Here is a 20314-nt window from a genome sequence, read left to right on the forward strand (position 1 = left end):
CTATCTCCAGGTTTCTTTGGTGTCCGGCCTCCCGGCCTCGTACTCATCCATATTGATGGCGTCGGGCCCGGTCAGTTCCGTATTCTCCAGGGGCGTGTCGCGTTTCCGGTACTCGATGCCCCAGTCGCGAAGGACGGCGAGGCCGGCCTCCACTGCCTCCGGCAGGCGGGCCTTCACCGATTCGCGCAGGCTGCCGCCGTAGTCGTTCAGCAGTTCCGGCTGCACGCCCACCAGTGCGAGCTTGTCCGGTGCCTGGCCGAACATCTCGGCGGACATCAGCACCTCCTGGAAGCCGGTCTGGTGCATGCTCATCTTCTTGACGCCCATGAACCTGGGCACGTCGTCGCCGACGATGACCTTCATCTCGGCGGGCTCCAGACCGAAGTCGATGGCGTCGAAGATCAGCAGGTTCTTCGCCGAACGCACGTAGGGCAGCAGCATGAGACCGAGCGTCCCGCCGTCCATCACGCGGACTTCCGGCGGGAACAAGTACTCCGCGTTCAGCTGCTCGGCGGCCCGTACCCCGAAACCCTCATCTGCCCAGAGCGGATTCCCGATTCCGAGGATGAGGGTTTCGAAGCCGACGGGGTCTCCCTCGGGCCGGCTTGGAACGATGCCTTCCGTCACCGCGGATCGTCGCCCGGGTAGTCGTCCTTGTAGTACCGCCAGCCGGACATGATCGTGCTCACACTCGACTGCCGGCCCATGACGTCAGCGCGGATCGCCATGTACGTATGGATGATCGCGAAGACGATGATCAGCCACATGCCGAAGTTGTGCCAGGTCTTCACGCCCATGGAGTTCGGGAAGAGCACGAATACCCAGCCGAACAGCACGTCCGCCCAGCTGCCGTCACCCAGACCCTCCGAGTACAACGCGAAACCCGTGATCACCAGGAACAGACCCAGGATGAAGTTGAAGAACCACATCGCGCTCTGGGCCAGCGGGTTGTGCGCCTTCGTCTTGTAGGTCTTGCGGGTCAGGAAGCTGTAGTACTTGATCTCGTGGAACAGCTCCTTCCACCAGCTCCCTTTCCAGATGGGCAGGTAGAATAGTTCCCGGGAGTACTTGTTGCCGACGAAGCCCCAGTAGATCCGCACCAGCAAACCGATCGTGAACACGTAGCCCGCGATGAAGTGGATCATCCGGATGTTGCCCATCAGGAAGGATTCACTCGCCTCCCCGGGCACACTCGGTAGCGGGTTCCCGATCAGATAGCCGGTGACGCACAGCACCACGATGCTGATAGCGTGAACCCAGTGCCAGATGCGGACCGGCGCCTCGTAGATGTACTCGGGCTTCAGGTTCGCAGGACTGCGCCCACCCATCGCCTCTGTGCTCGTTGCCATGATCGTCTCCTAATCGATTCCTCGGTTGGCCAGAGCCCCCTAACGGATCTTCACCGTCGTCAGATCTTCACCGTCGGGCGAGATCACGTGCGTGGCGCAGGCCAGGCAGGGATCGAAGCTGTGGATCGTACGCAGGATCTCCAGCGGCTTTTTCGGGTCCGCCATGGGCGTGCCGAGCAACGCGGCCTCGTAGGCACCGATATTGCCCTGGTGATCACGCGGCGAGGCGTTCCAGGTGGACGGTACGACGCACTGGTAGTTCTCGATCTGGCCGTCCTTGATGTGGATCCAGTGGCCGAGCGAGCCACGGGGCGCCTCGCCGTAGCCGACACCCTTGGTGTCCTTGGGCCACGTGTCCGGCTCCCACTTGTCCATATTGGCGGTCGCCGAATCGCCGGCCTTGATGTTGGCCATCATGTTGTCGAACACGTAGCGCATCTTGTGCGCCGCCCAGGAGGTCTCCAGACCGCGAGCAGCCGTGCGACCCAGCGTCGAGAACAGAGCGGTGATCGGCAGATCGAGATCGCTGAGCAGGCCGTCGACCTGATCCTTGATCTCCTCGTGGCCGCGGGCATAGGCGACGATGTAGCGGGCCAGCGGGCCGACTTCCATCGCGTTGCCGCGCCAGCGCGGCGCCTTCAGCCAGGAGTACTTGCCGCCCTCGTCGTGTGCCTGGATGTTCGTCTTCGTACCCTTGGCATTCGGTCCGAGCTCGAACTTCGGCTCGGTGATGCCGTCCCAGGGATGGAGCCCTGCGTTCGGGTCGCCGGGATAGTCGTACCAGGAGTGGGTGACGAATTCCTGCACCTGTTCGGGATCCCGCGGATCGACGTCGTAGACCTTCGACAGGTCGCCGTTCAGGATCGCTCCCTGGGGCATCATGAAGCTGTCGTTGTCGAACTGGTTCGCGAACTCGGGGAAGTCGCCGTAGGACATGACGTTCTTGCCCGACAGACCGCCGCCGAAGCCCCAGTCCTTGTAGAAGGACGCGATGGCCTTCAGGTCGGGGATATAGACCTGATCGACGAACTGGATGGACTGGTTGATGATGTCGGACACCAGGTTCAGCCAGTACATGTTGATCGCACCGACGGCGCCGGTGTCGTTCACGTTGATCGAGCAGGGTGCACCGCCCACCAGCCAGTTCGGGTGCGGGTTGCGGCCGCCGAAGACCGTATGGACCTTGACGATCTCCTTCTGGAAGTCGAGCGCCTCCAGATAATGAGTCACGGCCATCAGGTTCGCCTCGGGCGGCAGCTTGTAGGCCGGGCTGCCCCAGTAGGCGTTTGCGAAGATACCCAGCTGACCGGATTCCACGAATCGCTTCAGCTTGTTCTGCACGTCACTGAAGTAGCCCGGCGAGGACTTCGGCCAGTTGCTGATGGACTGCTGCAGCTGGGAGGTGGCCTTCGGATCGGCGCTGAGCGCGCTGACCACGTCCACCCAGTCCAGGGCATGCAGGTGATAGAAGTGCACGAGATGGTCCTGGGTGTACTGCGCCAGCATCATCAGGTTTCTGATGTGATTGGCGTTGGCCGGGATCTCGATGCCCAGCGCGTCTTCGACGGTGCGCACCGACTGGATGGCGTGCACACCGGTGCAGACGCCGCAGATGCGCTCGACGAAGGCCCAGGCGTCGCGGGGATCGCGGCCCTTCAGGATCACCTCCAGTCCGCGCCACATGTTGCCCGTGGAGACCGCGTTCTGGATGACGTTGTTCTCGTCGACATTGACCTCGATGCGCAGGTGGCCCTCGATCCGGGTGACCGGGTCCACGACCACGCGCTGACCGCTGTCGTCAAGGTTGAAGCCATTCGGCGTGGTGATACTAGCCATTACTGGTCTCCTCAGGCTGTTTGCGCGTCATGTGGCTGATGGCGGAGCCGACCGCGTGGGCCGCCACACCAATCGCCGCTGCACCGGCGAGCACGCCGCCGATCTGATCGGCCGTGGCCTCGGCTCCACGCGGGGAGACGTCGAGCTTGCCGATCGCACTGTAGAAGCTGCCCTTGTCCCAGAAATCGTCTTCGGCGCAGCCGAGGCAGCCGTGGCCCGACTTCACCGGCCAGGACAGGCCGTCGTTCCACTCCACGGTGGAGCAGGCGTTGTACGTGGTCGGGCCCTTGCAGCCGACCTTGTACAGGCAGTAACCCTTCTTCGCGCCTTCGTCGTCGAATTTCTCGACGAACTGGCCGGCGTCGAAGTGCGGGCGCCGATAGCACTTGTCGTGCAGGCGCTGGCCGTAGAACATCTTCGGCCGGCCCTGGCGATCCAGCTCGGGCAACTCGTCGAAGGCGATCATGTAGGTCAGCACACCCGTCATCACCTCGGCGATGGGCGGGCAACCCGGCACTTTCACGATGGGCTTGTCCTTGATCACCTTGTGGATCGGGACGGCGCGGGTCGGATTCGGCTTGGCGGCCTGCACGCAACCCCAGGAAGCGCAGGAGCCCCAGGCCACGATGGCCTTGCAGTGAGCGGCCATGTGCCGAAGTTTCTCAACGTACGGGATGCCGGCCTGCATGCAGTACACGCCGTCCTCGTTCAGCGGGGGATTGCCCTCGCAGGCCAGGATGTATTCGCCGTCGTATTTCTCGATGGTCTGCTCGAGGATCTCCTCGGCCTGATGACCGGCAGCCGCCATCAGCGTGTCGTCGTAGTCCAGGGATATCATGGACAGGACGACGTCACTGGCGAGCGGGTTGCCCGACCGGATGAAAGACTCGGTGCAGCAAGTGCACTCCAGGCCGTGCAGCCAGATCACCGGCGTGCGTGGCTTGGTTTCGAGCGCGTACGCAATCTTGCCCGCGAACTCCGGACCGAGGCCGAGGCCGGCTGCGGTCAGGCTGCAGAACTTAAGAAAGCTGCGGCGGGTAATGCCATGCTGGCGCATGACCTCGTATAAGGTTTCTCGGGCTGCCATGGCGACGTCCTCTTCTGCTGCTATGTTCGTCGCTGAATCGGCCAGCCGGCGCGCGCCACCATCGAAAGGCCGCAACACGGCTGGCCGTCACCAGCGCGGACGGGTTCGACACGTAGCGTTCTGCTTCTTGTTCCAGGCGCTAGTCCCCCATCCGCGTCTATTGTTGGAGTACGGCCGCCTCGACTCCATACTGGTAGATACTTACGCAGGTCACGCCAAGTCGCAGCCGGCGCGGGACGGGTGGGGGCGGCCTACTTGCCGGTACTGAGCCGATCGGCTTTCAGCAGCTTCGCGAGGCCGCGTTCGTAGCCCTTCGGATCCATCGCGATCCGGGCCCGGACGCTGGTCGCCATCCAGTCGGTGTCCATCTCGTCGATGTTCTTCCGGATGGCCCTGACCCCGGCCCGGCCGATGTCGACGGGCTGCTCCTTCTGTCCCGCCACGTGGGCGGCCATGCGGGTATCCACCGAGCCGACGATCAGCGCCGTGACCTGGGTGCCCTGGTCGGCCAGCTCGGCCCGCACGCCGGCCGACAGGAAGCGCGTCGCGCTCTTGGACGGCCCGTAGCCGCCCATATTCGGGATATTCGTGAGTGCCGCCGCCGACAGCACATTGACGATGGCGCCGCCCCCGTTCGCGGCGAGCACCGGGGCGAACGCGCGGCACATGGACAGCGTGCCGAAGTAGTTGACCTCCATCTCCTGGCGGGCGCCGCTCATGTCGTCGGCCCCGATCAGGAGCCGATTCGTGAAAACGCCGGCGTTGTTGACGACGATGGAGACATCCGCACATTTCGCGGCAGCCGCCGCCACCTGTGCTTCGTCAGTGACGTCCAGGGCCACCGGCACCGCCCGGTCGGCGAATTCGTCCGCCAGATGCTGCGCCGCGGCAGGGTCGCGGGCACCCACGTAGACCCTGGCCGCGCCCGCCTCCAGCAGCGCCCGCACGAAACCCTCGCCGATGCCCCGGTTGCCGCCGGTGACGATCGCAGCCGCACCCTCGATATCCATAGTCTCTCCCCCTCTCTGTCGCGCTCGGAAGTCGCAGCAGGCTGCCAGGCCGGTCGGCGACCCGCGGCAGCCGCCGGCGTTATTGGGCGACGATCACGTCCTCGCCGGGCGATGCCGCGTACAGACGTTCCACGTCGGCCGCCCGTCGGCGCAGCGCCACGGACTGGTTCACCGTGCCCTTGTCCGACAGCTCGTGCCCGTCGATGCTCGGCGGCTCGTCCAGGAAGGCGAAACGGCGGATGCGGGTGCTGGAGCCCGGATTGGCCCGGTTGTGCGTCTCCAGCGCCTGCACGATACGCTCGCGCACGACGGGCTCGCCGGTCAGCTCCCGGGCGCTGGCCGGCGGCTCTGCGCCCAGCACCTGCTCGACGCCGGCCCGGTTGGGCCAGGCCAGCACGGCCACGTAGTCCCGGTTGAGCCCGCATACCAGCACGTCGCTCACCAGCGGCGAGCAAGCCTGCACCACGGCCGCCCGCAGGTTGCCGGCGGAGACCCAGGTACCGTTGGCGAGCTTGAACTCCTCGGCCAGGCGGCCGGCGAACTTAAGCCCGCGCTCGATATCGCCGGATTCGTTGAACTGTGCGGCATCGCCGATCCGGAAATACCCCTCGTCATCGAAGATCTCGGCGTTCTTCTCCGGCATGTGCAGGTAGCCCGGCGTGATCATCGGGCCCTTCATGCGGATCTCGTAGCGCTCGTCCTGGGGCACCAGCTTGATGGTCAGCCCCGGCATCGGCAGGCCGATGCCCACCTCTTCCGTATCGAAATAAATGGCCATGCAGCCGGAGGTCGTCTCGGTGGCGCCGTAGCCGGTCGTGAAGAAGACTCGCTTGCCGGTGGTGCGCACGGCGAGCGCCTGCAGCCGGTCGTACAGTGCCTGAGGCAGCCCGGCCCCGCCGTACAACGCCAGCCTCAGCTTCGAGAAGAAGGTCTCGCGGAGCTCGTCGTCGCGCTCCAGCGCGTCGGCCAGCATGGCGTAGCCGGCCGGCACGTTGGTGAAGAAGCTGACCGGCACTTCCTTCAGGTTGCGGATGGTCAGGTCGAACTGTCCCGGCAGCGGGCGCCCGCCGTCTATATATAAGGTGCCGCCGGCGATCATCACCCCGAACTTGCTCGACGTGCCGGAGACGTGGTTCCAGGGCAGCCAGTCGAGCATCACGTCCTTCCAGCCGGCCGTCTCGCCGAGGACCTGTTTCGCCTGGGCCAGGTTGGCCCCCAGCATGCGCTGGGTCTGCACGACCGCCTTTGGCAGGCTGGTGGAGCCGGAGGTGAGCATGTAGACGGCCGGCGCATCCGGGTCCAGCCCTTCGATGGCCTCCTTCACTTCCGGGCCCGCCCGCAGCGCCAGCACCTCGGTAACGGCGACGGCGGGCCGCTCCAGCAGCTCCGGCTCCTCGGTGACGACGATGGCGTCGCCGAAATCCACCGCCTCCAGAGCGGCCTTGTACAGCGGCGTCTGCTCGGCGAATACGACCGCCGGCCTGACCAGCTCCAGCACGTGCTTCAGCCGTCCGTAGTCGCCACCCATGAGCGCATAATTCACGCTCACCGGGCAGACCGGGACGCCCACGGCCATGGCGCCGTACTTGAACACCGCGTGGCGGATGGAATTGCCGGACAGGATCAGCAGGGAGCGGTCGGGGCCGACGCCGTTGTCCAGCAGCCACTGGGCCACCGCGTGGGCGTCGCGGCGGGTCTCCTGGTAGGTCTGGGCCACCCACTCCCCGTCGCCGCCCTCCCTCTCCATCAGGTAGGGCTGGTCGGGGCGCTCCCCCGCCTGGCGCTCCAGCTCGAGCAGCAGGTTCGGCACGTAGGGTTCGAGCCCGGTCTCCGGCGTCACGATCAGCGTGCCGTCGGCGCGTTCCTCCACTGCCATGCTGGCGGATGGGAACGCGACTTCCCGGAACGGAGCGGTGCGGAAATCGGTCATGAAAACGGTGTCCTCGGCGCTGTCCGTCGATGGCCCCGATCCTTACCGACTCAGTCGAATAATGCAAGTGACAGTGGAGGTCTGCGAAGGACCGGTATCGCGACAGGCGGCGACCGCGACGGCTATGGTCGCTTGCATAACATGACTCTATACTTGGTACGGTTGTCGAAAGCCACATCGGAGAGAGGCGCAAGCAGATGATCCAGAGTTCACCGGAGCGGATCGCCGAGTACCAGCAGCGGGGATGGTGGGGACAGACCACCGTGGACGACGTATTCCGCGACGCCGTGTCCCGGGCCGGCGGCGAGGAAGCCGTCGTGGACCCGCCGAACAAGGAGGAGCTGACGGGCGCCGCCCAGCAGCGCTATACGTTCGCCGAGCTGGACCGGCTGGTGGACGGACTGGCCAGCCGGCTGCTGGCGCTGGGCCTGCGCAAGGACGACGTTCTGGCCACGCAGCTGCCGAATACGGTGGAGGGCGTGGTGACGTTCCTCGCCTGCGCACGCCTCGGCCTCGTGTTCTGCCCGGTCGCGATGCAGTTCCGGGAGCATGAACTGCGCTACATCCTGGGCAAGTCCGGCGCCAGCGCCTTCATGACCGTGCCCCGCTTCAAGGACACGGAGCCCGCCGCACGCGCGGAGGCACTGGTGCCGGAGTTCGACCGGCTGCGTCACCTGCTGGTATGGCGCGAGCAGGAGGCCGACCCCACGGATCTCTCCCTGGAGCGGCTCGCCGGCGCCGACCCGGAACCGCTGCGGGCCTATCTCGAGCAACTGGAGATCGATCCCCACGAGACCCTGACCCTGTGCTGGACGTCGGGCACCGAGTCGCGGCCGAAGGGCGTGCCCCGCCACCACGCGCACTGGGTGGTCAACGGGGAGTCCTGCAGCGAGTGCGGCCAGCTGCAGGAGGGCGAGAACATCCTCAACCCCTTCCCGATGGTGAACATCGCCTCGCTCGGCGGCATGGTCATGCCCTGGCTCATGACCCGGGGCAAGCTGGTGCAGCATCACCCCTTCGACCTGCCGGTGTTCCTGTGCCAGATGGCGGAGGAGAAGATCAACTACACCGTGGCGCCGCCGGCCATCCTGAACCTGCTGCTGAAGAACGATGATCTGCTGGCGAAGACCGACATCAGCCATCTGCGCTGCATCGGCTCGGGCTCCGCGCCGCTCGCGCCGTGGATGGTGAAGGGCTGGCAGGAACAGCACGGCATCGTGGTGGTGAACATCTTCGGCTCCAACGAGGGCTGCTCGCTGTTCAGCACGGGCGAGGATTTCCCGGACCCGGAAGACCGCGCGCTGTACTTCCCCCGCTTCGGCGTGGAAGGGCTGGAGTGGCCGTCGCGGTTCCAGAAAAAGATCATTACCTGCCTGAAGGACCCGGAAACCGGCGAGGTCATCACCGAGCCGGAGCGGCCGGGCGAACTGTGTTTCGACGGCGCGATGCGCTTCGACGGCTACTGGCAGGACGACGAGCTGAACGCCGAGGTGATCGACGCGGATGGGTTCTACCACTCCGGCGACCTGTTCGAGCTCGTGGACGACGGCGAGCCGATTCCGCGGCGCTACCGATTCATCGGCCGGGTCAAGGAACTGATCATCCGCGGCGGCATGAATATCTCGCCGGCGGAGCTGGACTCTCTGGTGGAGAGCCACCCGGCCCTGCAGGAAGCGGCCGTCTTCGGCATCCCCGACGAGGTGCTGGGCGAGAAGGTCTGCGCCGCCGTCGTTCCGAAACCGGGCGGGAGCATCACCCTGGACGACGTCGTCGAACACCTGAAGAGCCTGCAGGTGGCCTCCTACAAGTGGCCGCAGGAGATGGTGGTCATGGAGGCGCTGCCGCGCAACCCGCTGGGCAAGGTGCTGAGGCGCGAACTATCCACGTAGGAGGGCCTTCAGGCCCGACCCGCCGCTGCCAGACCCCCGTTCTTTTACGGCCGCCCTGCGGGGGTCGTCCGGAACGCGCTGCAAGCCTCGATGGGCATGTAGGAGGGGCTTCAGCCCCGATCAGCGCTCGGCCGCCTCAGGCGTAGATCGGGGCTGAAGCCCCTCCTACATGAGCGTCCCCGCGACCCTCACCCACCCGATGGCGGGCCAACGTCAAGAGAACGCCCGGTCGGGCCTGAAGGCCCTCCTACACGTTAGCCGTCCATCTGCTTCTTCAGCTCGCCCATGTCGAAGTGGTCGCGCCACTCCAGGATCCTGCCGTCGCGGAAGCGGAAGATGCCCATGTAGGGCAGGTCGATCTCGACGCCGCCCTTGCGGTAGATGTCGCGCCCCTCCACCAGCAGCAGATCGCCGTTCTCGGCATGGTTGTCGATGCGCCAGCGGATGTCTTCCTGGCCCTTGCCGAAACGCTCCAGGAACTTGCGCACCTTCTCCCTGCCCTCCAGCGGCGGCGAGCCCACGTGGTAGTGGTAGACGACGTCTTCGTCCAGCATCGCCAGCACGCCGTCGACGTCCTGGCGCTTCCAGGTCTCGATCAACTCGTGCACTTTGTCTATCAGCATGTCCGGTCTCCTCAGAATCGTTCGTAGGACGGGTCCTCGCGGCCTTTCCGGCCGAGGCGCGCGCCCTTCTGGCTGAAGTCGAACATGCCGCCGCACCAGCCCTCGGCGGTGGGCATGTCCCGGTTGAAGTCGAACACCGTCCAGCGGTGGGCGATCTTCCACTCGCCGTCCCGACGCTCGAAGCGGTCGACCAGGCGACCGCCGGTCAGGGTGTCCCAGTCGCCGTCCTCCCGGTGCTGGCGCATGAAGGTCCAGACGTAGGTCTCCACGTACGCGATATCGCCGTCGACGTCGACGTGGCTCGAGCCCAGGAGATGCTGCATGGCGCCCATCTTCATGACCCGCGGCATGGCCTCGTCCACGTACTGATGGGCGTTGCCGTCGTAGCGTCCGGCGTGTTCCTCGATGGCGTCCGGGTGGTAGCAGCTCTTCAGCAGCTCGCCGTCGGCGCGGTCGATGCCGCGGGCGTAGCGCGCCAGCACGTCGCGGATCTCGTAGTAATCCAGCATGCGCTGCATGCGTTCGTCTCGCTGTTCTGTGGTCATGGTGTCTCCCTCTGCTCCCGGTCCGGCCTCACGGCTCATTTCTTCGGCGGCAGCGGGAAGAAACCGCTGGTGCGCCGCTTGTAGTCCTCGAAGTCGGGACGCTTCTTCGCCATGCGGCGTTCCAGCAGCCCCTTGCCCAGCGACCCGGTCAGCACCCACAGGATGGTGGCCGGGCTGACGATGGTGACCAGCCCCCACGGGTTCTCGGCCGCGATCAGGAAGAAGCCCACCCAGACGCAGGCCTCGCCGAAGTAGTTCGGGTGGCGGGTGTAGCGCCACAGTCCCCGGTCCATGACCTTGCCCTCGTTGGCCGGGTCGGCGCGGAAGCGGGTGAGCTGGATGTCGCCGACCACCTCGAAGAACATGCCCACCGCCCACAGCGCGACGCCCGCCCAGGCCAGCCAGCCGAGCGCGGCCGGCGTGTCCATGGACAGGCCGAAGATCAGCACGAGCGAGACCAGCCACATGAAGAAGCCCTGCATCAGGTAGATGTTCACGAAGCTGTGCAGCGCATAGTTGCCGCCCTGTGATTCCACGTGCTTGCGGAGGCGCGCGTAGCGCGGATCCTCCCTGCCCCAGTTGCGCCAGCCGAGATAGAGCCCCAGGCGCAGGCCCCAGAGCGTGGTCAGCACGGCCACCAGCAGGCGCCTCGCTTCGACGCCGTCGGAGATCGTCCAGGTGAACCAGACGATGATCACGAAGCCGAAGCCCCAGAAGATATCGGCGATGCTGGAATCGCGCAGCGCGAGACTGAGGCCCCACAGGCCCGTCATCAGCACCAGTACGAGTGACGCATTCATCAGCGCCAGCGACAGGAATTCTTGTGGCACGGCTCTCTCCCCTCGGTCGGTTCCCATTTGTCGGCGACCCGGCTGGCGGCGTCCCGGGTCTGTGCTATTATGACTAAGTCTTACTAAGCAAGCGAGTCCGATGCAAGCCCGGCGTCACTTCCGCCGGGCGGGAAGCAGCGGAGACCTGCCGGGGGGAGCAAGGTCGTGTCAGCAAAGAAGCCCGCCATCGACTTCGACGGCCTCAGGCCGCCCGCGCCCGGCCTGACCGCCGACCACGAGGCCTGGCGGCAGCAGCTGCGCGACTTCGTGTCCGCGCACATCGAGCCCCACATCGACGCCTGGAACGCCGCCGGCACCTTCCCGGACGACCTCTACCGGCAGGCGGCCGAGGCCGGCCTCATGGGCATGGGCTTTCCGGCCGAATTCGGCGGCTGGCAGGACGCCGCCGACCTCTATCATCGGGTGATCTTCGCCGAGGAGTTCCATCGTCTCGGCTCCGGTGTCGTCTTCGCGGACCTGGCCACCCACTGGATCGCGCTGCCGCCGGTGGTCGAATACGGCAGCCCCGAACTGCACGACGAGGTGGTCCGCCCGGTACTCGCCGGGGAGAAGCGTACCGCCTTCGCGGTCACCGAGCCGGTGGGCGGCTCGGACGTGTCCCGCTTCGTGACGTCTGCCGAGGCGGACGGCGACCACTACGTGGTGAACGGCGAGAAAACCCTGATCTCCGGTGCGCTGCGCGCCGACTATCTGCTGACCGTGGTGCGCACGGCCGGCGAGGGGCTCGGCGGGCTGTCCCTGATGCTGATCGATGCGAACAGCCCGGGCGTGAGCATGGAGCCGGTACCCGGACTGGCCTGGTACAGCGCCGCCAACGGCACCATCCGGTTCGACGGCGTCCGCGTGCCTCGCGACCGCCTCATAGGCCCCGAGGGCCGCGCGTTCGCGAGTCTCACCCACCAGTTCAACACGGAGCGCTTCAGCGGCGTCGGCGCGACACTGGCGATGGCGCGCGTCGCCACCGCCGACGCCATCGCCTGGGCGCAGCGGCGCGAGACATTCGGCAAGCGGCTGATCGACCACCAGGCCGTCCGCCAGAAGCTGGTGACCATGGTGCGTGCCATCCGTGCCGGCTACGCGTTCCTGGACCAGTGCGTGTGGCGCTTCGAGCGCGGCGAGGTGCCCGTCGCGGATCTGTGCATGCTGAAGGTTCAGGCCACCACCACGCTGGAGCACTGCGCCCGCGAGGCCATGCAGGTGCTGGGCGGCGAGGCCTACCGGGGTAACACCCGGGTGCAGCGCATCCAGCGCGAGGCGCGCATCTTCGCGCTGGGCGGCGGCACCGAGGAGATACTGAACGACCTGGCCGGGCGGCAGCTCGGCTTCTGACAACCGAACAATTGCAACCAGGGCGACAAGGGGGAGAGCGACATGTCCGAGAAGATGGAGACCATCAAGGCGCTGATGCAGGCCAATATCGACGGCGAGCGGGAGAAGTTCCTGGACTACCTGACCGACGACATCGAGTACCACTACCACGTGGGTTCGCGACCGCTGATCGGCAAGGAGTGGGTGCGCAAGTTCCTGAACAAATACGGCGAGATCTGCGCCGACCCCGACTGGCGCATCGACCGCTGGGCGGAGACGGACGACTGCCTGTTCGTCGAGGGCTACGAGGAGTACACGGACCTGCGCACCGGCGACCGCATCGCGCATCCTTACATGGGCATCTTCGAGTTCCGCGACGGCCGTATAGCCCGCTGGCGCGACTACTTCGAGATGGACAACAAGAAAGCAGAGGGGGCCGCGTGATGACGGAGGCGGACGACAATCTGGAGCTGGCCGAGCGCTTCATGGCGGCGCTGGAGGCCTGCGACGTCGACACCGTGCGCGAACTCTACGCCCCGGATGCACGGATCTGGCACAACTTCGACCAGGCACTGCAGCCGGTGGAGGAGAACATCAAGTCGATGCAGTGGATGCATCGCAAGCTGACCGATCTCGAGTACGACATCGTGCGCCGGGAGCCGATCCCCGGCGGCTGGTACCAGCAACACGTGCTGCGCGGCACGCTGCCGTCCGGCGAGCGCTTCGCCATGCCCGCCTGCGCCATCGTCAAGGTGGAGAGCGGGCGCATCGTGTCGCTGGACGAGTATCTGGACACGGCGCATACGAAACCGCTGCGCAAACAAATGTAGGAGGGCCTTCAGGCCCGATCAGGATAACGAATCGGGGCTAAAGCCCCTCCTACATGCCCATTGCGGAATCGGGCCTGCTGCGGAATCGGGCCTGAAGGCCCTCCTACGGCTCTGGCTGGTGCTCGATTTCGCCGGTCAGCAACAGATAGAACGCCGGCACCACGAACAGCGTGAACAGGGTGCCGATGCCGAGCCCGCTGGCGATGACCAGGCCGATGTTGAAGCGGCTCACGGCACCCGCACCGGAGGCGGTCAGCAGCGGCACCATGGCGAAGATCATGGCCGCGGTGGTCATCAGGATGGGCCGCAGCCGCACCGCCGCCGCCTTCTCCACGGCGGCACGCTTGTCCAGCCCCTCGCGCGCCCGGACCTGGTTGGCGAACTCCACCATCAGGATGCCGTTCTTGGCCACCAGCCCGATCAGTGTGATCAGCCCCACCTGGGTGTAGATGTTGATGGTCGCCAGACCCAGCGTCATGAAGATGAGCGCGCCGGCGACGGACATCGGCACGGAGACCAGGATGATGAAGGGGTCGCGCCAGCTCTCGAACTGGGCGGCCAGCACCAGGTAGATGACCAGCAGCGAGATAAAGAACGTGATCACCAGGGCGCTCGACTGCTGCTTGTACTGCCGTGACTCGCCGCTGTAGTCCCAGCTGAAGCCCACCGGGAAGGACGCCTGCGCGCGCTCCTCCAGGAACGCCAGCGCATCGCCCAGCGTCACGCCGGGCGCCATGGCACCCTCGACGGCGATGGAGTTCAGCTGCTGGAACTGGGTGCGCTCGGCGGGTTCCACCGTGCGCTCGAAACTCACCAGCGCGGACAGCGGCACCATCTCGCCGCCCGCCGCCGGCACGTAGTAGTCCTCCAGCATGGCGGCGTCCAGCCGGAACTCGCGTCCCACCTGGGGGATGACCCGGTAGCTGCGGCCCTCCAGATTGAAGCGGTTGATGTAACCCTCGCCCACCAGCGTGGACAGCGTGCGGCCGATATCCTGCATGGAGATGCCGAGGATGCCCGCCCGGTCGCGATCGATGTGCAGGGTGATGCGCGGCCGCGAGAAATCGATGGACTTGCGCACGAAGGCGAACAGCCCGCTCTGCATGGCTTCGCCCATCAGGCCGTCGACCACGCCGTCCACGCGCTCGTAATCCGCCGCCGAGGTCACCACGAACTGCACCGGCAGCCCGCCGGCGGAACCCGGCAGATCCGGCCGCGGGAACACGGCCGCCTGCAGGCCGGCGATCTTCGAGATGGCCTGCTGCAGCTCCGGCTGCACTTCCATCTGGGTGCGTTCCCGCTCGGCGCCCGGCGCCATCTTGAAGCCACCGAAGACGGTACTGTTGTCGCCGCCCATGCCCAGGAACAGGAAACTGTCCTCGTACTCCGGCACCTCCTGGAACAGGTCCACCATCCGCCGTGCCCAGATCTCGTTGTACTCCGGCGTCGCCGTCTGGGGTCCGCGCGCCTGGACGAACAGGATGCTCTGGTCCTCCACCGGCGCCAGCTCCTCGGGCACGTTCGTGAACATGAACCAGATGCTGCCCAGCACGATCAGCGCGAAGACAACGGTCACCGGCACGGTATCCAGCGATGCATGCAGCAGGCGCCGGTAGCGCTCCGCCAGCCACTGGAAGAAGTGCTCCACCCGCTGCTCGAACCGGCCGGGCTCGCCGTAGCGGGTCAGTGCGCGGGCGGAGAGCATGGGCGAGAGGGTCAGGGCGACGATGCCCGAGATCAGCACCGCGCCCGCCAGCGCGAAGGCGAACTCCGTGAACAGGGTACCCACCAGCCCGCCCATGAAACCGATCGGCGCGTACACGGCGATCAGGGTCGTGGTCATGGCGATGATGGGCAGCCCGATCTCCCGCGCCCCGATGATCGCCGCCTCACGGCGGGAGAGTCCCTCCTCGACATGGCGGTGGACGTTCTCCACGACAATGATGGCATCGTCCACCACCAGGCCGATGGCGAGCACCATGGCGAGCAGCGTCAGCAGGTTGATGGAGAAGCCGAGCAGCAGCATCACGAAGGCACCGCCGATCAGCGACAGCGGCACGGCCACCGCCGGGATCAGGGCGGCGCGGATGGAACCCAGCGACAGGAAGATCACCGTCAACACGATCAGCACGGCTTCCGCCAGCGTGCGGAATACCTCGTCGATGGAATCCTCGATGAAGCGGCTGGCGTCGAACGAGACCTCGCCGGCGAGCCCGGCCGGCAGTTGCCGGGAGATCTCCTCCATAGCGACGCGCACCCGCCGGGAGACGTCGAGCGGGTTGGCGCCGGGAGCCGGGTCGATGGCGATCACCACGGAAGGCTCGCCGTTGTACCAGCTCACCGAGTCGTAGTTCTCGGCGCCGAGCTCCACGTCGGCGATGTCGCCCAGGCGCACGAGCGTGTCGTCTCCCCTGCGCACCACCAGATCGCGGAAGGCGTCGGCATCGCTGATGTCGGTGTCGGCGGAGAGGTCGATGGCAACGTACTGCCCCTTCGTGCTGCCCACCGCCGCCAGGTAGTTGTTCTCGACCAGCACGTCGCGGACCTCCGCCGCAGAAACATTCAGCGCGGCCATCCGGTCCGGGTCGAGCCAGATGCGCATGGCGAAGGTCTTGCCGCCGAAGAGATCGGCCGAGGCCACCCCCTGCACGGCCTGCAATCGTGGCTGGACGACGCGCAGCAGGTAATCGGTGGTCTCCGAGGCGCTCATCTCGCCGCCGTAGAAGACCAGGTACATGAGCGAGGTTCGGCCGCCGACCGTCGCCTCGATCACCGGGTCCTCCGCCTCGGCGGGCAGCACGTTGCGCTGGCTCGCCACCTTGGCCTGGATCTCCGCCACCGCCGCGTTCGGGTCGTAGTTCAGCACCATGTGGGCCTCGATCACCGAGCGCCCCTGCAGGCTGCGGGAGAAGAGGTAATCGATGCCCTCGGCCTCGGCGATGGCCTGCTGCAGCGGCGTGGTGATGAAGCCCTTGATGAGCTCGCTGCTCGCGCCCGGATAGCTGGTGGTGACGGTCACCACCGTGTTCTTCGTCTCCGGGTACTGCCTGACCTCCAGCGCCGTGATGGAGCGCAGCCCCAGCACCAGGATCAGCAGGCTGACCACGCTGGCCAGGACCGGCCGGCGGATGAAGATGTCGGTGAACTTCATGCGCCGCCCGGCCGGCGCTCTTCCAGCTCGACCGAATTGTCCACGGTGACCGGCTGGCCCGTCCTCAGCTTGTTCTGGCCGGCGCCGACGACGCGGTCGCCGAGCGCGAGACCGCTCAGTATCTCCACCCGGCCGTCACGTACCTCGCCGGTGGCCACCTGGCGGCGGGTCGCGACCAGGCCGCCCTCGCCTTCCTCCAGCAGGAACACGGAGCTGCCGTAGGGATCGTAGGTCACGGCCCGGTAAGGGAGTGTCAGCACCTCGCGCCGGCGTTCTTCCAGGATGCGCACCTCGGCGAACATACCGGGCCTCAGCGCCCGGTCGTCGTTGCTGAAGATGCCGCGGACGCGCACGCTGCGGGTGCCTTCGTCGATGCCCGGGGTAATGGCATGGATGCGTCCGGTGAACGTGCGCTCGGGATGCGCCGGCACCTCGGCCTCCACCTGCTGGTCGCGGGCGATGCGGCCCAGATAGCGCTCCGGCAGTGAGAACTCGATGAATATCGGCGACAGTGAGACGAGGCTGACGATCTCCTCGCCGGCGGCCACGTAGCGGCCGGGGCTGACGCGCCGTATGCCGAGCTCGCCGGCGAACGGCGCCCGGACGTCCTTCTTGCGGATAATGGCCCGTTTCGCGGCGACCTGGGCTTCCAGGCTCTCCAGCCGCGCTTCGGCCTCGTCCAGTTCCGACGCGGAGGCCAGCTTGTCCGCCACCAGCTTGCGCGTGCGCTCCAGCGTGATCGCGGCCAGCTTGCGGTCGGCCAGCAGCGTGTCCAGTTCCGCGCGGTCCACCTCGTCGTCGAGCTGGACGATGCGCGCGCCCTCCTCCACGCGGTCGCCGGTGATGAAGAAGATGTCGCTGACTTTCCCCGGCACCTCGGCGGCCACCATGATGCCGCTGGTGGGCACCGCGCTGCCCACGGCGGTGAGCGCCGGAATCCAGGTCTCGCGCGTCACCTCCACCGTGGTGACGACGGCGGGCGGCTGGCCGCGCCCCTCACCGCCCTGCGACTGCATGTATTTCCAGGCGAAAAGGGAACCGAACAGTGCTCCCGTGAGCGCGACGACGATGATGAGTCTCTTGATCAGGGGAACGCCTCGTGTCTCTGGTAATCAATGGATGGCGCCGCGGGCTCCGGCCCGGCGGGACGGCGTAGTGTAACGAATGCCGGCCTTTCACCGCAGTGTCGTTTTCCGGCAATGGGTGTCGGCAAAGAGTTCCCCGCACCGGTGCCAGGCGCCCCGTCCAGGGCCCGGTTGCAGCCATCGGGGATTCGGACTAATATCCATAAATCTTCTTATGCAAGTGTGTTGCGGTCAAGCAACGCATGGGGAGATACCGCGGGGCGCCCGTTATAACAACGTTCGGGCAAATCGGTCGCCGCTACAGGATCCGGAGAAATGTACCGGGTCCAAATTGAAAACCGAGAGGGGGAGACAAATGCAACCACGACAGAAAACCAGGTTTCGCGTGCTCCGCGACCGCCTTTACACGACGGTGCTGGCCGCGGGACTGCTGGCCACGGCCGGCACCGCGATCGCGCAGGAGCTCGAGGAGATCGTCGTCACGGCGCAGAAACGCGAGGTGGGCCTGCAGACGGCCCCGGTGGCCATCACGGCCTACTCCGGCGCGAATCTGGAGGAGAACAAGATCTATGACGTGATGGATCTCGCCAACAGCGTGCCGGCGTTCTCGCTGACCATGAATACGCCGCTCGACCTCGAGCTGAACATCCGCGGCGTGACCAACACCCGGCTGGACTCGCCGACGGCGGATCCCTCGGTCGGCCTGTTCCTCGACGAGGTCTACATCGGCCGCACCGGCGGGCTGAACACCGACTTCTTCGATCTGGAGCGCATCGAGGTCATCCGCGGACCCCAGGGCGTGCTGCTCGGCAAGAACGTGGTGGGCGGTGCGCTCAGCATCATCACCGCGGCACCGCAGTTCGAGCCCTCGGGCCGCATCCTGGTGTCGGCGGGCAACTACAACGCCCTGCATACCACCGGCTATGTCACGGGGCCGCTGGCGGATCGCTGGGCCGGCCGCATCTCGTTCCAGACCCGTGACCGGGACGGCTACGCCCACGACGTGCTGCACGACCGGGAGCTGGAGAACCTCACGTCCCGGCAGCTCCGTGCCCAGCTGCTCTACGACAACGACAGCGACCTGCGGGCCCGGCTCTCGCTCGACTACAACGACGACTGGACCAACGGCATCAACGTGGTCGCCGAGGCGGGCGGGCCGAACGGTTTCCGGCCGTGGAGCACGCTGCGCGATTTCCTCGGCCTGACGGACATCCGCCAGAGCACGCCCGAGGACAACCTCTATGCCGGCGAGCAGTGGGAGCAGAACAATCACATGAGCCGGGAAGGCATCGGCCTCATGCTGAACGTCGAGAAGGACTTCGACGGCTTCTCCCTCACGTCGATCACCGGTTACCGGGACGCGCAGTCCAAGCAGCTCTATGACCAGACGGGCGCCGGGCCGGACGTGTTCGACCAGGTGGCGGACTTCGCGGACTACGCGGCCTACGTGGCGAACCGCTTCCCGGACCCCACCGATCCACGCTCGCTGGGTGCCGTTCTGCTTTTCTCCTCACCGGTGAACGAGCAGGCCGACATCATGCAGTTCAGCCAGGAGTTCCGTCTGACCTCGACGACCGAGGGCCGCTGGGACTGGATCGCCGGCGTCTACTTCAAGCACGACGAGATCGACAAGTTCGACCGCTTCTTCGGCGAGAACATCACCGGCGCACTGCCCACCCTCAGCGGCGAGAGCCACTGGATCAACGACGGCGAGATGGACTCCATGGCGGCGTTCGGCCAGATCGGCTTCGATATCACCGACACCCTGAAACTCTCCGTCGGCGTGCGCTGGACGAAGGACGAGAAGGAAGGCACGGTACAGGGCATCGCGGTGGCCACCGGCGACCGCTTCAATCCCGGCGACACGGTGCCGCTGACGCCCCTGGGCGCCACCTTCGTCGAGGGCGGCGGCTTTACCACCGACTACGGCGACGACTGGAGCAAGGTCACGCCCCAGGCCATCCTCGAATGGCAGGCGACCGACACCCTGTTCCTGTACGCCAGTATCGCGGACGGCTTCAAGGGCGGCGGCTACGAGGACACGCCCGCGAACCCGGCCGCGGCCACCTTCGCCTTCGACCCGGAGGAGGTCACCAACTACGAGGTGGGCTTCAAGACCGACTTCGCCGAGGGCCGCGCACGGCTGAACGCGTCGTTCTTCTTCATGGACTACACGGACCTGCAGGTGCAGCAGACCAACGAGGACTGCCTCTGCAACCTGACGGACAACGCGTCCGACGCCGAGATCAAGGGCGTGGAAGCCGAGTTCCAGTACACGCCGGTCGACGGACTGCTGCTGTACGCCTCGGGCTCGTTCGTGGATACGGAGTACATCGAGTTCATCGAGTCGAGCGGTTTCGACAGCTCCGGCAACCAGCTGCAGCGCACGCCCGAGCTGCAGTACAACGTGGGCTTCGACTACACGCCGGTCAACGCTGCCGGCTGGGCGAGCAACCTCACCTTCCGCCTGAACTACACCTATCAGGACGAGCTCTACTGGCAACCGGCCAACCTCAACCAGGAGGATGGCTACGGCCTGGTGGACGGGCGCATCAGCTACGCGCCGATGGACGGCAACTGGAGCTTCGGCGTCTGGGGCAAGAACCTGGCGGACGAGGAATACCGCACCAACATCATCCCCTTCTTCGGCGAAGAGGTCGGACAGTACGGGGCGCCCCGTACCTACGGCGTCGATTTCGCCTATAATTTCAACTAACAGGGGAGCGCCGGGCGCGATGCCCCGGCCACTGACGGAAGGGCGGCACGTGTCATGCGTGCCGCCTTTTCTTTTTGGGTCGGGGTCGGGGTCGGGCCTGAAGG

16 protein-coding genes are annotated in these 20314 nt (G+C 66.2%); 5 read left to right on the forward strand and 11 right to left on the reverse strand.

Features of this window, described 5'->3' with window-relative positions; all coding sequences use genetic code 11:
• The 6 genes from hybD to ACJMK0_RS11380 all read right to left on the reverse strand — a co-directional run bounded on the left by hybD (window position 1) and on the right by ACJMK0_RS11380 (window position 7212).
• Window positions 1-627: a HyaD/HybD family hydrogenase maturation endopeptidase gene (gene hybD / locus ACJMK0_RS11355; RefSeq protein WP_405238482.1), complete on the reverse strand. Its 627-nt coding sequence runs from the start codon at window positions 625-627 to the stop codon at window positions 1-3.
• On the reverse strand, window positions 624-1349 hold the full coding sequence (gene cybH / locus ACJMK0_RS11360) for a Ni/Fe-hydrogenase, b-type cytochrome subunit (RefSeq protein WP_405238484.1): 726 nt from the start codon (window positions 1347-1349) through the stop codon (window positions 624-626). Before cybH ends, hybD begins: the two co-directional genes overlap by 4 nt.
• Window positions 1350-1388: 39 nt before the next feature.
• Entirely contained in the window at window positions 1389-3185 is a 1797-nt protein-coding gene (locus ACJMK0_RS11365) for a nickel-dependent hydrogenase large subunit (protein ID WP_405238486.1), read from the reverse strand.
• Window positions 3178-4272, reverse strand: a complete 1095-nt coding sequence (locus ACJMK0_RS11370; protein WP_405238488.1) for a hydrogenase small subunit — start codon at window positions 4270-4272, stop codon at window positions 3178-3180. The genes ACJMK0_RS11365 and ACJMK0_RS11370 overlap by 8 nt, the downstream gene beginning before the upstream one ends.
• 251 nt (window positions 4273-4523) lie before the next feature.
• Complete coding sequence (locus ACJMK0_RS11375) at window positions 4524-5282, reverse strand: SDR family oxidoreductase (RefSeq protein ID WP_405238490.1); 759 nt, start codon at window positions 5280-5282, stop codon at window positions 4524-4526.
• 79 nt (window positions 5283-5361) lie between these two features.
• Window positions 5362-7212, reverse strand: coding sequence for a feruloyl-CoA synthase (locus ACJMK0_RS11380; protein WP_405238492.1), 1851 nt, complete (start codon window positions 7210-7212; stop codon window positions 5362-5364).
• 197 nt (window positions 7213-7409) lie between these two features.
• On the opposite strand from ACJMK0_RS11380, the gene ACJMK0_RS11385 reads away from it, so the two are divergent.
• Window positions 7410-9101, forward strand: a complete 1692-nt coding sequence (locus tag ACJMK0_RS11385) for a class I adenylate-forming enzyme family protein (protein WP_405238494.1) — start codon at window positions 7410-7412, stop codon at window positions 9099-9101.
• Between the two features lie 254 nt (window positions 9102-9355).
• On the opposite strand, the gene ACJMK0_RS11390 is transcribed toward ACJMK0_RS11385, so the two are convergent.
• From ACJMK0_RS11390 to ACJMK0_RS11400, 3 genes are read right to left on the reverse strand one after another with little or no spacing between them, the layout of a single operon-like run.
• A complete protein-coding gene (locus ACJMK0_RS11390) occupies window positions 9356-9724 on the reverse strand; it encodes a nuclear transport factor 2 family protein (protein WP_405238496.1) in 369 nt (122 codons plus the stop codon).
• Window positions 9725-9735: 11 nt separating this feature from the next.
• On the reverse strand, window positions 9736-10269 hold the full coding sequence (locus ACJMK0_RS11395) for a nuclear transport factor 2 family protein (protein ID WP_405238498.1): 534 nt from the start codon (window positions 10267-10269) through the stop codon (window positions 9736-9738).
• A 35-nt stretch (window positions 10270-10304) separates the two neighbouring features.
• On the reverse strand, window positions 10305-11099 hold the full coding sequence (locus ACJMK0_RS11400) for a DUF1295 domain-containing protein (RefSeq protein ID WP_405238500.1): 795 nt from the start codon (window positions 11097-11099) through the stop codon (window positions 10305-10307).
• Window positions 11100-11264: 165 nt separating this feature from the next.
• Here ACJMK0_RS11400 and ACJMK0_RS11405 point away from each other — a divergent pair, with 165 nt between their 5' ends.
• Genes ACJMK0_RS11405 through ACJMK0_RS11415 form a run of 3 tightly spaced genes read left to right on the forward strand, consistent with a single transcriptional unit; the run spans window position 11265 to window position 13258 of the window.
• Window positions 11265-12449, forward strand: a complete 1185-nt coding sequence (locus ACJMK0_RS11405) for an acyl-CoA dehydrogenase family protein (protein ID WP_405238502.1) — start codon at window positions 11265-11267, stop codon at window positions 12447-12449.
• A gap of 42 nt (window positions 12450-12491) precedes the next feature.
• The gene (locus ACJMK0_RS11410) at window positions 12492-12872 is read left to right on the forward strand and encodes a nuclear transport factor 2 family protein (protein ID WP_405238504.1); all 381 of its coding nucleotides are present in this window, start codon (window positions 12492-12494) and stop codon (window positions 12870-12872) included.
• Window positions 12872-13258: a nuclear transport factor 2 family protein gene (locus ACJMK0_RS11415; protein WP_405238506.1), complete on the forward strand. Its 387-nt coding sequence runs from the start codon at window positions 12872-12874 to the stop codon at window positions 13256-13258. The genes ACJMK0_RS11410 and ACJMK0_RS11415 overlap by 1 nt, the downstream gene beginning before the upstream one ends.
• Before the next feature lie 103 nt (window positions 13259-13361).
• Here the strand turns inward: ACJMK0_RS11415 and ACJMK0_RS11420 are convergent, their stop codons facing one another.
• Together ACJMK0_RS11420 and ACJMK0_RS11425 are read right to left on the reverse strand one after the other, a co-directional pair.
• Complete coding sequence (locus tag ACJMK0_RS11420; protein WP_405238508.1) at window positions 13362-16409, reverse strand: efflux RND transporter permease subunit; 3048 nt, start codon at window positions 16407-16409, stop codon at window positions 13362-13364.
• Window positions 16406-17425 (reverse strand): efflux RND transporter periplasmic adaptor subunit, encoded by a 1020-nt coding sequence (locus ACJMK0_RS11425; RefSeq protein ID WP_405238510.1) that lies wholly within the window; start codon window positions 17423-17425, stop codon window positions 16406-16408. Before ACJMK0_RS11425 ends, ACJMK0_RS11420 begins: the two co-directional genes overlap by 4 nt.
• 454 nt (window positions 17426-17879) lie before the next feature.
• Here ACJMK0_RS11425 and ACJMK0_RS11430 point away from each other — a divergent pair, with 454 nt between their 5' ends.
• Window positions 17880-20210: a TonB-dependent receptor gene (locus ACJMK0_RS11430; RefSeq protein WP_405238512.1), complete on the forward strand. Its 2331-nt coding sequence runs from the start codon at window positions 17880-17882 to the stop codon at window positions 20208-20210.
• Window positions 20211-20314: the final 104 nt, after the last annotated feature.

It is taken from the genome of Lentisalinibacter orientalis, assembly GCF_040706535.1.
Lineage (GTDB): Bacteria > Pseudomonadota > Gammaproteobacteria > Steroidobacterales > Woeseiaceae > Lentisalinibacter > Lentisalinibacter orientalis.